The organism is Peteryoungia wuzhouensis (assembly GCF_003205195.1).
Taxonomy (GTDB): domain Bacteria; phylum Pseudomonadota; class Alphaproteobacteria; order Rhizobiales; family Rhizobiaceae; genus Allorhizobium; species Allorhizobium wuzhouense.
The window spans coordinates 345,041-358,991 of record NZ_QJRY01000004.1 but is presented as its reverse complement, the minus strand read 5'-3'; the positions used below and the strand labels follow the sequence as shown (position 1 = coordinate 358,991).

Sequence of the window (13,951 nt, the reverse complement as noted above, 5' to 3'; positions counted from 1 at the left end):
GACAACGGAGGATCTGCCGGCCACAGGGAGTTTCACAATGTTCCACATCCCAACGATATCAGCAGTCTTCATTAGCCTATGGTGCACCACACAAGCCCTGGCCGCACCTGAAATCGAAAACTTGGCGAATGTTGATGAGACACAGCTCTCTATCGAAGATTTCTCCAACGCGGAGGCCATGCCACTGCCATCCGTCACCAAGGAAGAGCTGGCCAAGATGAAGAGCGAGTTCCGCATGCGCAATCCGGATATCCCGGATCAAACTTCAAACCAGCCCCAGGAAGACGTGCCCAGTCTTCCCGGTACGCTGAAAAAGATTAACGCCCCCTGGACCGATCCCCCTTATTGGAGCGCCGGTCGCCTCAACTTTATCAATGATAAAGGCAAGCCGAGATGGTGTACGGCCCAATTTGTCGCTGAGAACGTCATCCTGACCGCCGCTCATTGTGTCTTCAACCGCGACAAACGGGTATGGTACAGCAACTTTGTCTTCATGCGGGCGAGTTCGGAGGGGGACTCTCCGCAGAAGGTCCAATTGCGATGCATCTCGATCTACAAGACGTACTACGATCCAATGCTGAATTACGCCTACGACTATGCGTTCATCCTCACGACCGACGAAGATGACCGGCCACCGCTGATGATGGAAACAGGCACGCCAGCTTCAAAAACTGTGACCGCGATCGGCTATCCGCAGGACCCGGATAGAGGCCGCTTCATGTATAGAGTGAAAGGCTCCTGGTTGAAGGTCGAGGGTGGCATTGCGACCATGGACAACAATCCGTTGAAGAAGGGCAGCAGCGGCGGCGCTTGGTTCACTGGGTTCAAAGCCGGAAGCCTGGAGCACGACAAGAACCGCGTCATCAGCCTGAACTCTCATCGCGTTGAAAACCAATCGCAAACCAACGGTCCGCTCTTCACCGAAGACACAGTCCAGTTGAAGAAGCATGTCGACGAAGCGAAATGCCTCAACTGAAAAAGCACCGCTACCACCCGGCGCCAGCCATCTGTGCGCCGGGTGGCACCTATCCGGCACCCGCGCACTTTGCCGCGGAGTGAGCCGTTTTCCTCCGCCGTCCTTTCCGTTATGAACGCTCCATGAGCGACGATACCGACCAATCCCAGCCCGAAACCATCACCCTCTACGAGGCCATCGGCGGCGATGCGACCGTGAGGGCGCTGACGAACCGCTTTTACGAGCTGATGGACACCTTGCCGGAAGCGGCCCATTGCCGGGCCGTGCACCCGCCGGATCTGACCGGCAGCGCCGAAAAATTCTACGATTATCTGACCGGATATCTCGGCGGCCCGCCGATCTACATGGAAAAGCGCGGACATCCGATGCTGCGGCGACGCCATTTCGTCGCCGAGATCGGCCCCGTCGAACGCGACGAGTGGCTGCTCTGCTTTCGCCGGGCCATGGACGAGACAATCGCCAACCCGAAGCTGCGCGACATCATCTGGCCACCGGTCGAAAAGCTGGCCTTCCATATGCAGAACAAGGAATAAGTCGAATGACGATCCTGGAAGAGAGCCGCTGGGCAAGCGTCGCGGCCGGGCTGATCGGCGCCTCCGGTGTGGCACTGGCGGCGGCAGCGAGCCATGCCGGAGGTGAACAATTGTTGCGGCCGGCCTCGACGATCTGCCTGGCGCATGCCCCGGCACTCGTTGCCCTCAGCCTGGCCGGCGATCGTATCCGGCTTGGAGGCCTCGTCGCTCTCGGCATGACGCTCGGCACGCTGCTCTTTGCCGGCGATCTCGTCGCCCGTCATTTCCTCGGCAGTGGATTGTTCCCGATGACGGCGCCGACCGGCGGTCTGACGCTGATCGCATCCTGGCTTGTGCTGGCTGTGGCAGCAGCACTGCGCCGCCGTTGAACCTCCACCAGAGGAGCAACGCGCGGCGATAACACGGCGAAATGATTCAGTGAGCGACGGTGCTCAAGGGGTAGCCGCCGAACATCAGAAGGTTTCCGTGCGGATCGCGGATGTGGAAGCGCATTTCGCCGCCACATGTCTCGGACGGCCGGATCGCCTCGATCCCCCGATCGCAGAAATCCCGGTAGATCTCGATCGGCGCATGGGCGCGGAAGAACACCGAACTGTTCTGGCACTGGACAGGATCGTCGCTCAGCCAGAAGTGCAGCTCCATGCCACCCCTTCGGACGACGAGGTAATCGAGCCCATCAAGGCCGACATCCTCGAAGCCGAGTGAACCGACATAGAAATTGCGCGTTTCCGAGAAATTCAGGGAAGGAAGGATTGGTACCGCGTTGAGGACCGTCTGGGCAACGGGCTGGTGAGCGTTCATGCGGAATGTTCCTTTTGATCCCGCATGAGCTGACCGGCGAACGACTACGATCTTGCGTGGGCGTTTCGCTGCCATCTTGGCGCGGGAAATTCGATGACGAGGGCGGGGGCCCGGTTCACAGCTTCGTACATGGTAGCGGATTTACGTTCGTGCAAGCCCGGCAAAGTGATGATTTCACAATTCATCACTTCACTTTCCTGCGAGCGTTGCAACATTGCCTCGGCGAGTTCGGGCAGAAGCCCTTCGCCGCGTTGACGTGCAAGCTCGTGAAATGAGCCGATGCCACCCTTTTCGAAAACGTCCCTGCTCATCCGTCCGAATTCCTTTCATTCAGCGTCTGCAATGCGCGCTCGAGGCTGGATTTCGAGCCGTTTCGCAGCGGTATGAAAGTCTTGCCGAACTTCTTGCAACCGCTCTTCACGCGCAGACACGCGTCGTGACTGATACAGTCGATCGGGCAGAAGACGCAGTCGACGGAGGGCAACACCGTGTCGATCCGCGAAACCGCTTCCCGTAAACCCCCATCATGGTGAATTAGTTCCGCACCGTGGCTGGTTGCGATCTGGCGCAAATGCGCGACCTGGCAATCCCGTCCCCCGACATAGAGGAAACTGCGGATTGCCTCTCGCTTGGCAGCCGGCACAGCAACCTTCCCGACGGCCGGATCCGCCGCCTTGTGTTGCCGTGTATTCTTGCCCTTCTTGGCCATGATACCTCCTCAGCCGAAACCCTCTGTCGAGGGCTTCCTGTCACCATTGCGGGGGACCATATTTAACTTGAGAAATCGAGGCAAGATTAAACATGATAAATTCTATCATATTTTAGTCCGGGCTGTGGAGGGCTGGGCGAACCACGCTGCGACGCGGACATCGCCGCAGCTCCGCATTCACTCGGTCACGGTATTGAGCGACAGAAGACGGATCCCGACGAAGTTCTCGAGCACATCGGCCACGATCTCTCCATAACCGATCACCACGCCATTGACCTGAAGTTCCACAGGTTGGCCGAACTGCGTATCAAGCCTCAGCTGTTCGCCTTCACTTGCCGCCATCAGCTTGGCGACCGGCAATTTGGTCCGACCGAGAATTGCGGAAATCTCGACCGGTATCTCGCCCACCTGAACATCACCACCGCGAAGGCGCACGCTGCGATTCTCGGCGGCATCGATGGAGATTGCGGGCCAGTCACCCGCAACGGGCGCCACAGCAGGCGAAGCACCCTTGCCGGCCGGCGATGAGGGGGTGGACATGTCCCCGGCGGACATCGGCTGATCGAAGCCGTCACTCATGATATTTGCCTCTTTTAGTATATGCGGATACAGGCCGCGACACCCAGAGGTAGAGGGATTCGGAAAAGGCTTGATCGCCAATCCCTTGTTAAGGTTGACGAAAGGTGAAAATCCACAGCGCTTGACCGCGAATGGGTCAATTCATCCGCTTGCCGCGGGCAATCCGTGCCTCGATCACCGGCTCGCAGCGACCGCTGAGCCGACGCAAGGTTCCGAGCGGAAACGGCATGCGCGTGAGTGATTCGACCAATTCGGCGCTTTCCGGTCTGGCGAAGGTGACGAACATGTCCGCTTTCAGCACGGATTTCTTGGCGCAGGTCAGGAAGATCTCCTCCTCACCGAGACACAGATAGAAATGATCCGGGAGGAATTCGATGGCGCTCGACTGGAGGATGGCTCCCTGCTCATTCAGCCCGACGATGCGCACCTGCAGGCTGCAATAGGATTTCACCCCGGCACGTGGATAGATCGCCCGCGCGACCAGATTGGTCTTGCGGTAGCGGTCATGCGGGTTGTCATTTGCACCGTAAAATTGCGCCAGGTAATGGCGCCGCCGCGGCTCAAGCATTAAGCAATACCTAAAACACATGGTTAACAATTGCTTAACACATACACCCGAGTTCGCCCGGATACAACCGTCTCCAGAAGCCAGGGTGTGGATGTCACACCCGAAAGCGCACTGGCGACACGAGATGCGCAACCGACAGTGCGGTCGAAGAGTGTTGATCCGGCTTCCCTGCAAGAAGCGACGAAAGCGCTGCACAGCAGGGTTTCTGACCGTGGCGCACCCAAATTTTTACCGTTTGATAAAAGTTTGAACCTGGATTACCTTTCCCTGCATCGCTTCGAATATAAAAGAGGGAACTGCGATGCGAAGACTGGAACCGGGCCTCAAGGCCGGGCGGCTTGACGCTGCCGATTACGCAAAGAATTTCACCGACCTCCACCCCCGCCTCGGCGACCACGAGGCGCTTGTCGCTTCCGACAGATGTTACTTCTGTCACGACGCCCCCTGCATGACGGCCTGTCCCACCGCCATCGATATCCCGATGTTCATCCGGCAGATATCGACTGGCAATCCGCTCGGCGCCGCCAAGACCATCTTCGACCAGAACATCCTCGGCGGCATGTGCGCCCGCGTCTGTCCGACCGAAACGCTCTGCGAGGAGGCCTGTGTGCGCAACACGGCCGAAGAACGCCCGGTCGAAATCGGCCGCCTGCAGCGCTACGCCACTGACATCGCCATCGACGAGGGCCGCCAGTTCTACCGCCCCGCCGCCTCGACCGGCAAAACGGTCGGCATCGTCGGCGCAGGCCCCGCCGGCCTCGCCGCGGCCCATCGGCTGGCCATGCACGGCCACCAGGTCACCATCTACGAAGCGAAGGAAAAGGCCGGAGGCTTGAACGAATACGGCATCGCTGCCTACAAGACCCCCAACGACTTTGCCCAGAAGGAGGTCGACTACATCCTCTCGCTCGGCAATATCGACGTGCTCGACGGCCAGGAAATGGGCATCGACTTCAAGCTGGCCGATATCACGGCCAAGCACGATGCCGTCTTTGTCGGTGCGGGCCTCGGCAACGTCAACGGCCTCAACATTCCCGGAGCCCAGATCAACGGCGTGCTCGATGCCGTCGAATTCATCGCCAACCTTCGCCAAGCAAACGACAAGGCCGATGTCCCCGTTGGCCGCGACGTCGTCGTCATCGGCGGCGGCATGACCGCGATCGACGCTGCCGTCCAGGCGAAGCTGCTCGGCGCCGAAAACGTCACCATCTGCTACCGCCGCGGCAAGGAGCACATGAACGCCTCGGAATTCGAGCAGGATCTGGCAACCTCGAAGGGCGTCCACATCCGCCACTGGCTCCAGCCGAAGGAAGTGGCCCATCACAGCGGGCACTGTTCGGCGATCACCTTCGAATACACCCATCTCGAAAACGGCCTGATGAAAGGCACCGGCCACACGACCGAGATCAAGGCAGATCAGATCCTTGTCGCGATCGGCCAGAAGCTCGACGGCCAGGGGCTGGATGGCCTCAAGATCGAAGGCGGCAAGATCGCCATCGACGCCGAAGGCCGCACGTCGATCCCGGGTGTCTGGGCCGGCGGCGACTGCGCCTTCGGAGGCCAGGACCTGACGGTGTCTGCCGTCGCCATGGGCCGCGATGCGGCCGAAAGCATCAACCGCTCTCTCGCCGTCATGACGGCGGGCGTGACAGCAGTCGCTTAAGAGAGGATTTGAACAATGGCTGATATCAGGAATAACTTCGTCGGCATCAAGTCGCCCAACCCCTTCTGGCTGGCCTCGGCTCCGCCGACCGACAAGGCCTACAATGTCGAACGCGCCTTCAAGGCCGGCTGGGGCGGCGTCGTCTGGAAGACGCTCGGCTCCGAAGGACCACCGGTCGTCAACGTCAACGGCCCGCGCTACGGCGCAATCTGGGGCGCCGACCGCCGTCTTCTCGGCTTGAACAACATCGAGCTGATCACCGACCGTCCGCTGCAGATCAATTTGCAGGAGATGAAACAGGTCAAGATGAACTGGCCGGACCGGGCGCTTGTCGCCTCGATCATGGTCCCTTGCGTCGAGGAGGAGTGGAAGGCGATCCTGCCGCTGGTCGAAGAGACCCGCGCCGACGGCATCGAGCTCAACTTCGGCTGTCCGCACGGCATGTCCGAACGCGGCATGGGTGCCGCCGTCGGACAGGTGCCTGAATATATCGAAATGGTCGTGCGCTGGTGCAAGCAATACACCCGCATGCCCGTCATCACCAAGCTGACGCCCAACATCGCCGACATCCGCAAGCCGGCGCGCGCGGCAAAGGCCGGGGGCACCGACGCCGTGTCGCTGATCAACACGATCAACTCGATCGTCTCGGTTGATCTCGACAGCTTTGCCCCCTCGCCCACCGTCGGCGGCAAGGGCACGCATGGCGGCTATTGCGGCCCGGCGGTGAAGCCGATCGCGCTCAACATGGTCGCCGAGATCGCCCGCGATCCGGAAACCTACGGGCTTCCGATCTCCGGCATCGGCGGCGTCACCACCTGGCGCGATGCGGCCGAATTCCTCGTGCTCGGAGCCGGCAATGTCCAGGTCTGCACGGCGGCGATGACCTACGGCTTCAAGATCGTCCAGGAAATGATCTCGGGCCTCAACGACTGGATGGATGCCAAGGGTCACAAGAGCCTCGACGACATCTGCGGCCGCGCGGTGCCCAACGTCACCGACTGGCAGTATCTCAACCTCAACTACATCGCCAAGGCCCATATCGACCAGGATGCCTGCATCAAGTGCGGCCGCTGCCACATCGCCTGCGAGGATACCTCGCACCAGGCGATTACCAGCATGGTCGATGGCATCAGGCATTTCGAGGTGATGGAAGACGAATGCGTCGGCTGCAATCTCTGCGTCAACGTCTGTCCGGTCGAAAACTGCATCACCATGGTCGGGCTGGAACCGGGCGTGATGGACCAGCGAACCGGCAAGCCGGTGGATCCCGCCTATGCCAACTGGACGACCCACCCCAACAACCCGATGTCGGTTCAGGCAGCGGAATGATAACGATGGTCTGCCCGGCCGTGATGGCCGGGCAGACCGCCTCGATAACGGCATTTTGACCCCGGATTCAGGGAATCTTTAGCGATTGGCAGCGACAATACCTGTAAAGGCGGACTGACCCCTCATTTCTCCGGGGATTTCCTTTACGGGCATCGTGAATATGACAGCACTCACGGAAAAACTGGACCGTAGGCCGCGCTGGCGCGCGCGCCTGCAGATCATCGTGCCCAGTCTCCTGGTCCTCTCCATGATCGCCGTGTCGGCATTCTATGCCGATAGCCAGCAGAGGCAGATTGACCGGGAATACAGCCGCGATGCGGTCCAGGAACAACTCGGCACCATCAGAACCAAGCTTGAAGGCAACATCAACGCGAACGTGCGGCTGCTTCAGGGCCTCGTCGCCGTCGTCAGTTCGGAACCCTATGTCTCACAGCAAAGGTTCGCGGCACTCGCCGAAAACCTTCTCGCCAATCCCTCGCAGATCCGAAATATTGCGGCAGCCCCCGATCTGATCACCGCCTTCGTCTATCCTTACGAGCGAAACCGGGGCTTCATCGGCAAACATCTGTTCGCCGCGCCCGAAAATGCCCGACTGCTGCACGCCCTGAAAGACGGCCAGACCGTCATCATCGGCCCCAATATGCTCAACAACGGCACCCAGGGCCTGGTCGTGGCGCTTCCGGTTCGCATTGTAAACGACAAGGGAGATCCGGCCTTCTGGGGCGGGCTGATCGGCGTCATTGATCTGCCCCGTGTCTATGATGACAGTGGTCTCCTGGCCAATGACCTGCCACTGCGGCTCGTGCTCGCCAAGAAGACAGCGCACGGTTCCGGCACCTCCGTCATTTTCGGCGATCGCAATGTTCTGGATCAGGATCCGATCCGCATGGTGATCGATCTTGGAAACGACCAGTGGACGATCGCCGCGATACCGCAAAACGGTTGGGGCACCGGCACGGCCCTGTCGGCCGTCGTCCGTCTCGGCATATTCCTTGTCGCCTCGATGATTGCCGCGACCGTGATCTGGGTGGCGTTGCTGATGGCCGAAAGGCAGAAGAACTACGCCGCGTTGCGTGAGCGCGAGGAACAGCTGACCGCCCTGTCCAGCCGTCTCGGCCTTGCGCTCGAAACCTCCAGCATCGGCATCTGGGAACTCGACCTCGCCTCCGGGGACATCAAGTGGGACGATCGGATGTACCAGCTCTACGGCGTCGATCGCGATGTCCAGACCTGCTATGACGTCTGGAGATCCTGCGTGGATCCTGATGACCTCGTGCATGCCGACAAATGCCTCGCTGAGGCGATCGCGCAGGGAAAAACCTACGAGACACAATTCCGCATCACGCGCGACGGCGAAATCCGCCACATCCGCGCTGTCGGCACAGCCTTCCGCAACCCGCAAGGCCGGATGAGCGTGCTCGGCGTCAACTGGGATGTCAGCGCAGATGTGCGCCTGCAGGAAGAACTGCGCGAGGCTCAGCGCCAGACCGAGCAGCAGAATGCAGCGCTTGATGCCGCTCGACTGCGCATGGAGCACAATTCCCTGCACGATGCCCTGACGGGTCTGCCGAACCGCCGTTTCCTCGACCAGAAGCTCGCAGCCCCGCTCGACGATTCCGCAGGGTATGGGCAGCTGACGATCCTGCATCTCGACCTCGACCGGTTCAAGGAGATCAACGACACGCTCGGCCACGGCGCAGGCGACGCCATCCTGCGTCACGTGGCAACCGAGTTGGAGAAAGCCGTCACGCTCGGAGATTTCGTCGCACGGATCGGCGGCGACGAATTCGTCGTCGTGTGCACAAAGCCGCTGGAACCGGAAGAGGCCACCCGGATCGGCGAACGACTGATTGCAGCGATCAACCGGCCGATCGTTTACAACGACCACGAATGTCGGGTCGGCGCCTCCATCGGCATCGCGATCCGCCAGCAGGCCTCCGTTGCTGCCGAGCAGCTGCTGGTCAACGCCGACATTGCCCTCTACGAGGCCAAGCGCCGAGGCCGCAACCGCGTCGAGCACTTCAACGACAGTCTGCGCGCCCGGACCATCAACGTGAAGCAGACGGCCGACGCCATCCTGCGCTCGCTCGGCAACGAGGACTTCATTGCCTATTACCAGCCGCAATTCGACGCGAACACGCTTCAGATCAACGGCGCCGAGGCGCTGGCCCGCTGGAACCATCCCAAGAAGGGCATCCTGACGCCCGACAAGTTCCTCGAAATCGCCGAAAGCCTGAATGTCGTGTCCCAGATCGACGCCAGCATTCTCGAACAGGCGCTCGCCCAGCTGTCACGCTGGAGAGCGCTCGGCCTCGGCATCGAGCATGTCTCGGTCAACATTTCCGCCCAGCGCCTGTTCGAAGACAAGCTGATCGATCGCCTGGAGACCCTGGCGCTGAAGCCGGGCAGCCTCTCCTTCGAATTGCTGGAATCGATCTCCTTCGATGACAAGGCCGATGCGGTCGCCGAAAGCCTGGAGCGGATCCGGGCGCACGGCATTGCGATCGAGATCGACGATTTCGGCACCGGTTATGCCTCGATCCTCTCCCTGATCAAGCTCTCGCCCAGCCGCTTGAAGATCGACCGCCAGCTCGTTGCTCCCATCGTGACGAACGCCACCCAGCGCCGGCTGATCAGTTCGATCGTCGATATCGGGCGTTCCTTCGGCGTCGGCATCGTCGCGGAAGGAGTGGAAACCATGGAACACGCCGCCATCCTGCGCGATCTTGGCTGCCAGACGCTGCAAGGCTATGCCCTCGCCCGTCCGATGAGCCCGGACGCTTTCGTGGAATTCGCTCTGCGTCACGCGGCAGAAAACGACGTTGCCCTGCCCCGCACCGCCTGATCGCGCGTGACGGCCTGGAAAACGCGCTTAGCCGCCGAACAGGTTCAGGCTCTGGCCGGCGGCCATGGCGGCATAGGCAAGCGCACCGAAATAGATGAGCGTCAGCACCACCATCAGATGGCCTGCGGCCACCACCGCTCCGTCCCGCTGCGAAATGCCGGTGGAGAGCAGAAGGATCGCCACGCCCGGCAGCGTGTTGGAAAAGGGAATGAATGACAGCGGCATCATCAACAGCACGCCTGCTGCCGTCAGCACCAGACCGTTGATCCGGTTGATGACGGCGCCGGTCGTCAATGCGAGCAGGCGCGGGCGCACATAGCGGTCGACCTTGCGCAGGATGGTGAGCCCGCGTTGCAGCACCGGCACCAGCTTTCCGGTATCGAGCTTGCGATCCGCCACCTTGGCCGGAAGCCAGGGGAAGCGGTTGAAGGTGATCGCGACCCCGATCAGAACGATGCCGGCACCGAAGACGGTGGAGACACCCGGAATGGACACCGGCACGAGAAATGGCAGAGACAACAGGCCACACAGCAGAAGCAGCCCGCTCTCGCCCATGGTCTGCAGGATTTGCCGCAGGGTAACGTGTTCGCCATCCATCGAGGCAATCACCTCCTCAAGGACCGCACTGGTGCTTCTGTCCGTATCCTGGAAGCCGATCGTCGTTGTCATCAGGGCCGCTTTCGATTAACTGCGGGAATGGATCTGTCATGGGTGCGGCAATGCGGCTGCACCTCCTGCCGCAGATGAATGAGAATGCCGGCCCGGTCAAGTCACCCCGCAGGATGACGCATCCCCATCGCCGCGAGATGAAGCATGACCGAAAACGTCGATCTCCCCGCTGCTCCCGCCAATCGCCATACCGTGCATGCCAAGGGGCGCGAAAAGCTTCTGGCCCATGCCGCGATGCTGCTCTTTGCCGCCCTGATCGCTGGTTCGTTCTCGTTCGGCGGCATGGCGGCCCAGCATCTGGAAGCCGGCCCGCTCACGCTCTGGCGCTATCTGATGACCATGGTCGTCATGGGCATCTTGACCTTCGGCATCCTGCGCGTGCCCTTCACGACGCCGCGCCGCGTCTGGCGCTATGCCCTGCTCGGCGGCTTGATCGCCATCTACATGCTGACCATGTTTGCGGCGCTCGAATTCACCAGCCCCGTGCAAACAGGCGCCGTCTTCACCCTGATGCCGCTGATCAGCGCCGGCTTCGCGCTCGTCTTCATCGGTCAGAGGACGCGGCCGGACGTGCTGATCGCCCTTGTCATTGCGGCCCTCGGCGCGATCTGGGTCATCTTCCGGGCCGATATCGGCGCCATCCTGTCCTTCGATGTCGGCCGTGGAGAGTTGATCTATTTCGTCGGCGTCATCTGCCACGGTGCCTATGTGCCGCTGATCCGCAAGTTCGGCCAGGGCGAAAACCCGGTCGCCTTCGGCTTCTGGGTCGTGGTCTTCACCATTCCCTGGCTGCTGCCGACGGGAGCAGTCCCGCTCGCCGAGACAGATTTCGCCGCACTCCCCGGCACCGTCTGGGCAACGATTGCCTATCTGTCGATCGTCACGACCGCGATCACCTTCATGCTGCTGCAATATGCGTCGATGCGCCTGCCCGCCCCCAAGGTGCTCGGTTACGGCTACCTGACACCGACCTTCATCATTCTGTTGGAAGGCCTTCTCGGCCATGGCTGGGCAAGCCCGGCCGTCTTCCTCGGCGCCCTGGTCACGGCCGCCGGTCTTCTAGTCATGGGCCTGCTCCGGGACTGACGGCAGACGTCATGATCAGGCCGCTGACAAAGAGCGCCTCGAGAAAAAGCGCCGCCGCCTCGAAGCGGTCGGGACCATCCCGGCCATTGCCGAGCACGGCCTGCACCTGCACGTCGAAATCGGCGTAGTGCTGGGTGGTTGACCAGATCGAGAAGATCATGTGGTGCGGATCACAATCGCGCACCTTGCCGGCCGAAATCCAGGCCCGGATGACCTCCGCCTTCTCGTCCACCAGCGCCTTCAACGGTCCTTCAAGCACACCCATGATATGCGGCGCGCCCTGCAGAATTTCATTGGCGAACAGCCGGCTTTCGCGCGGAAAATCGCGCGCCATTTCCAGCTTGCGACGGATATAGGAACGGATCTCTTCCTCCGGATCACCATCGGCATCGAAGGCCGCGAGCGGCTCCAGCCAGTTTTCCAGCACGCGGTCGATCAGGGCGCGGTGCATCGCCTCCTTGGTGCGGAAATAATAGAGCAGGTTGGGCTTCGACATGCCGGCGACCTCGGCGATCTGGTCGATCGTCGAGCCATGGAATCCCCGCTGCGAGAAAACCTCCAGCGCCGCCTCGAGGATGAGTTCCTCCTTCTCCTCCTGGATCCGCGTCCGCCTTAGGGTCTGCGCCGCTCTCGGTATCGCCATCGTCGAGTTGTTCCCACCTAAGCCACTGAACTCTATCAGGAATATCAAAGCCCAAAATCTGGGCATCTGCTTTGTATTTTGTCGCAGATTTTTGCCGATTCCGTCTTGAGTGCCGGGCTGGAAGCTGTAATGTTTTACCAGTCGGTCAAATTATTGGACAGATGTCAAATAAAGGCAACTGCCGATACGACAGCGGAAAAGACAAAGACAAGCCGCTGTCGCTGACCCCGGGAACATGGGGAACGGGCGGAAGATCCGGATCCCCGAAAAACAGGTGAGGATCTGCAATGACGGCGCAACCCGGCACGAACCTTCGCGTGAACGGCGATCGGCTGTGGGACATGCTCATGGAGATGGCGAAGATCGGCCCCGGCGTGGCCGGCGGCAACAATCGCCAGACCCTGACGGACGAGGATGCGGAAGCTCGCCGCCTGTTCCAGCGCTGGTGCGAGGATGCGGGGCTGACCATGGGCGTCGACACCATGGGCAACATGTTCATGACCCGCGCCGGAACCGATCCGGAGGCGCTTCCCGTCTATGTCGGCAGCCACCTCGATACCCAGCCGACCGGCGGCAAATATGACGGCGTGCTCGGCGTGCTCGCCGGTCTGGAAGTCGTGCGCTCGATGAACGACCTCAACATCAAGACCAGGCATCCGATCGTCGTCACCAACTGGACCAACGAGGAAGGCGCCCGTTTTGCACCCGCCATGCTGGCCTCCGGCGTCTTTGCCGGCGTGCTGACCCAGGATTACGCCTATGGCCGAAAGGATATGGACGGCAGGACCTTCGGTGACGAACTGAAGCGCATCGGCTGGGTGGGCGACGAAAAGGTCGGCGACCGCAAGATGCACGCCTATTTCGAATATCACATCGAACAGGGGCCGATCCTCGAAGCCGAGGAAAAGCAGATCGGCGTCGTGACCCACTGTCAGGGCCTGTGGTGGCTGGAATTGACCCTGACCGGCAAGGAAGCCCATACCGGCTCCACGCCGATGAACCACCGCGTCAATGCCGGCCTTGCCATGGCCCGGATCATGGAAATGGTGCAGACCGTTGCCATGGACAACCAGCCGGGCTGCGTCGGCGGCGTCGGGCAGGTAAAATTCTCCCCCAATTCCCGCAATGTGCTGCCCGGCACGGTCATTTTCACCGTCGATATCCGCTCGCCCGAGCAGGCCAAGCTCGATGCCATGCGCGCAAGGATCGAGAAGGAAGCGGCCGAGATCTGTTCAGCCCTCGGCGTCGGCTGTGCCGTCGAAGCCGTCGGCCATTTCGACCCTGTTACCTTCGATCCGAAGCTCGTCGCCTCCGTCCGCAAGGCGGCGGAAGATCTGGGCTACAGCCACATGAACATCATCTCCGGCGCCGGCCACGACGCCTGCTGGGCCGCCAAGGTGGCACCTTCGACGATGATCATGTGCCCTTGCGTGGACGGCCTGAGCCACAACGAGGCGGAGGAGATCTCGAAGGAATGGGCCTCCGCCGGCTGCGACGTGCTGCTCCGGGCGGTTCTGGAGACGGCGGAGATTGTGGCGTAGGATCATGAC

The 13,951-nt window shown here is 61.1% G+C and carries 14 protein-coding genes and 1 pseudogene; 8 read left to right on the top strand and 7 right to left on the bottom strand.

Translation table 11 applies throughout. The annotated features are described in order from the left end of the window. The first annotated feature begins 37 nt into the window (after nt 1-37). The 3 genes from DMY87_RS13295 (at nt 38) to DMY87_RS13285 (ending at nt 1,877) form a co-directional block, all read left to right on the top strand. Nucleotides 38-976 carry a trypsin-like serine peptidase gene (locus DMY87_RS13295; protein WP_110791954.1) on the top strand — a complete coding sequence of 313 codons (939 nt, stop codon included), beginning with the start codon at nt 38-40 and terminating at the stop codon, nt 974-976. A gap of 122 nt (nt 977-1,098) precedes the next feature. Then, the gene (locus DMY87_RS13290) at nt 1,099-1,509 is read left to right on the top strand and encodes a group II truncated hemoglobin (protein ID WP_110791952.1); all 411 of its coding nucleotides are present in this window, start codon (nt 1,099-1,101) and stop codon (nt 1,507-1,509) included. Between the two features lie 5 nt (nt 1,510-1,514). Continuing rightward, the gene (locus tag DMY87_RS13285; protein WP_110791951.1) at nt 1,515-1,877 is read left to right on the top strand and encodes a DUF423 domain-containing protein; all 363 of its coding nucleotides are present in this window, start codon (nt 1,515-1,517) and stop codon (nt 1,875-1,877) included. A gap of 46 nt (nt 1,878-1,923) precedes the next feature. On the opposite strand, the gene DMY87_RS13280 is transcribed toward DMY87_RS13285, so the two are convergent. The 5 genes and pseudogenes from DMY87_RS13280 to DMY87_RS13260 form a co-directional block, all read right to left on the bottom strand. Next, nucleotides 1,924-2,310 carry a VOC family protein gene (locus DMY87_RS13280; protein ID WP_110791949.1) on the bottom strand — a complete coding sequence of 129 codons (387 nt, stop codon included), beginning with the start codon at nt 2,308-2,310 and terminating at the stop codon, nt 1,924-1,926. A 44-nt stretch (nt 2,311-2,354) separates the two neighbouring features. After that, complete coding sequence (locus DMY87_RS13275) at nt 2,355-2,621, bottom strand: hypothetical protein (protein ID WP_110791948.1); 267 nt, start codon at nt 2,619-2,621, stop codon at nt 2,355-2,357. Continuing rightward, a pseudogene (locus tag DMY87_RS13270) lies at nt 2,618-2,926 on the bottom strand (DUF2325 domain-containing protein); the annotation flags it as partial. The pseudogene DMY87_RS13270 and the gene DMY87_RS13275, both read right to left, overlap by 4 nt. Before the next feature lie 270 nt (nt 2,927-3,196). After that, nucleotides 3,197-3,598 (bottom strand): FliM/FliN family flagellar motor switch protein, encoded by a 402-nt coding sequence (locus tag DMY87_RS13265; RefSeq protein ID WP_110791945.1) that lies wholly within the window; start codon nt 3,596-3,598, stop codon nt 3,197-3,199. 136 nt (nt 3,599-3,734) lie between these two features. Then, nucleotides 3,735-4,166, bottom strand: a complete 432-nt coding sequence (locus DMY87_RS13260) for a hypothetical protein (RefSeq protein WP_110791943.1) — start codon at nt 4,164-4,166, stop codon at nt 3,735-3,737. A 301-nt stretch (nt 4,167-4,467) separates the two neighbouring features. Here DMY87_RS13260 and DMY87_RS13255 point away from each other — a divergent pair, with 301 nt between their 5' ends. The 3 genes from DMY87_RS13255 to DMY87_RS13245 all read left to right on the top strand — a co-directional run bounded on the left by DMY87_RS13255 (nt 4,468) and on the right by DMY87_RS13245 (nt 10,003). Next, nucleotides 4,468-5,829 (top strand): NAD(P)-dependent oxidoreductase, encoded by a 1,362-nt coding sequence (locus DMY87_RS13255; protein ID WP_110791942.1) that lies wholly within the window; start codon nt 4,468-4,470, stop codon nt 5,827-5,829. Between the two features lie 15 nt (nt 5,830-5,844). Next, entirely contained in the window at nt 5,845-7,158 is a 1,314-nt protein-coding gene (gene preA, locus DMY87_RS13250) for an NAD-dependent dihydropyrimidine dehydrogenase subunit PreA (protein WP_110791940.1), read from the top strand. A 160-nt stretch (nt 7,159-7,318) separates the two neighbouring features. Then, entirely contained in the window at nt 7,319-10,003 is a 2,685-nt protein-coding gene (locus tag DMY87_RS13245) for a bifunctional diguanylate cyclase/phosphodiesterase (protein WP_110791938.1), read from the top strand. 27 nt (nt 10,004-10,030) lie between these two features. On the opposite strand, the gene DMY87_RS13240 is transcribed toward DMY87_RS13245, so the two are convergent. Beyond that, nucleotides 10,031-10,672 carry an exopolysaccharide biosynthesis protein gene (locus DMY87_RS13240; protein WP_110791937.1) on the bottom strand — a complete coding sequence of 214 codons (642 nt, stop codon included), beginning with the start codon at nt 10,670-10,672 and terminating at the stop codon, nt 10,031-10,033. 144 nt (nt 10,673-10,816) lie between these two features. On the opposite strand from DMY87_RS13240, the gene DMY87_RS13235 reads away from it, so the two are divergent. Beyond that, entirely contained in the window at nt 10,817-11,758 is a 942-nt protein-coding gene (locus DMY87_RS13235; protein WP_110791935.1) for a DMT family transporter, read from the top strand. Here DMY87_RS13235 and DMY87_RS13230 read toward each other — a convergent pair. Further along, nucleotides 11,736-12,401: a TetR family transcriptional regulator C-terminal domain-containing protein gene (locus tag DMY87_RS13230; RefSeq protein WP_110791933.1), complete on the bottom strand. Its 666-nt coding sequence runs from the start codon at nt 12,399-12,401 to the stop codon at nt 11,736-11,738. The two genes, DMY87_RS13235 and DMY87_RS13230, sit on opposite strands and share 23 nt — an antisense overlap. 287 nt (nt 12,402-12,688) lie before the next feature. Here DMY87_RS13230 and DMY87_RS13225 point away from each other — a divergent pair, with 287 nt between their 5' ends. Next, complete coding sequence (locus DMY87_RS13225; protein WP_110791932.1) at nt 12,689-13,942, top strand: Zn-dependent hydrolase; 1,254 nt, start codon at nt 12,689-12,691, stop codon at nt 13,940-13,942. The last annotated feature ends 9 nt before the right edge of the window (nt 13,943-13,951 follow it).

Bases quoted from the DNA above. Each gene is read 5' to 3' on its own strand.
- DMY87_RS13295 (WP_110791954.1), top strand. From the start codon at position 38: ATGTTCCACATCCCAACGATATCAGCAGTCTTCATTAGCCTATGGTGC.
- DMY87_RS13290 (WP_110791952.1), top strand. From the start codon at position 1,099: ATGAGCGACGATACCGACCAATCCCAGCCCGAAACCATCACCCTCTAC.
- DMY87_RS13285 (WP_110791951.1), top strand. From the start codon at position 1,515: ATGACGATCCTGGAAGAGAGCCGCTGGGCAAGCGTCGCGGCCGGGCTG.
- DMY87_RS13280 (WP_110791949.1), bottom strand. From the start codon at position 2,310: ATGAACGCTCACCAGCCCGTTGCCCAGACGGTCCTCAACGCGGTACCA.
- DMY87_RS13275 (WP_110791948.1), bottom strand. From the start codon at position 2,621: ATGAGCAGGGACGTTTTCGAAAAGGGTGGCATCGGCTCATTTCACGAG.
- DMY87_RS13265 (WP_110791945.1), bottom strand. From the start codon at position 3,598: ATGAGTGACGGCTTCGATCAGCCGATGTCCGCCGGGGACATGTCCACC.
- DMY87_RS13260 (WP_110791943.1), bottom strand. From the start codon at position 4,166: ATGCTTGAGCCGCGGCGGCGCCATTACCTGGCGCAATTTTACGGTGCA.
- DMY87_RS13255 (WP_110791942.1), top strand. From the start codon at position 4,468: ATGCGAAGACTGGAACCGGGCCTCAAGGCCGGGCGGCTTGACGCTGCC.
- preA (WP_110791940.1), top strand. From the start codon at position 5,845: ATGGCTGATATCAGGAATAACTTCGTCGGCATCAAGTCGCCCAACCCC.
- DMY87_RS13245 (WP_110791938.1), top strand. From the start codon at position 7,319: ATGACAGCACTCACGGAAAAACTGGACCGTAGGCCGCGCTGGCGCGCG.
- DMY87_RS13240 (WP_110791937.1), bottom strand. From the start codon at position 10,672: ATGACAACGACGATCGGCTTCCAGGATACGGACAGAAGCACCAGTGCG.
- DMY87_RS13235 (WP_110791935.1), top strand. From the start codon at position 10,817: ATGACCGAAAACGTCGATCTCCCCGCTGCTCCCGCCAATCGCCATACC.
- DMY87_RS13230 (WP_110791933.1), bottom strand. From the start codon at position 12,401: ATGGCGATACCGAGAGCGGCGCAGACCCTAAGGCGGACGCGGATCCAG.
- DMY87_RS13225 (WP_110791932.1), top strand. From the start codon at position 12,689: ATGACGGCGCAACCCGGCACGAACCTTCGCGTGAACGGCGATCGGCTG.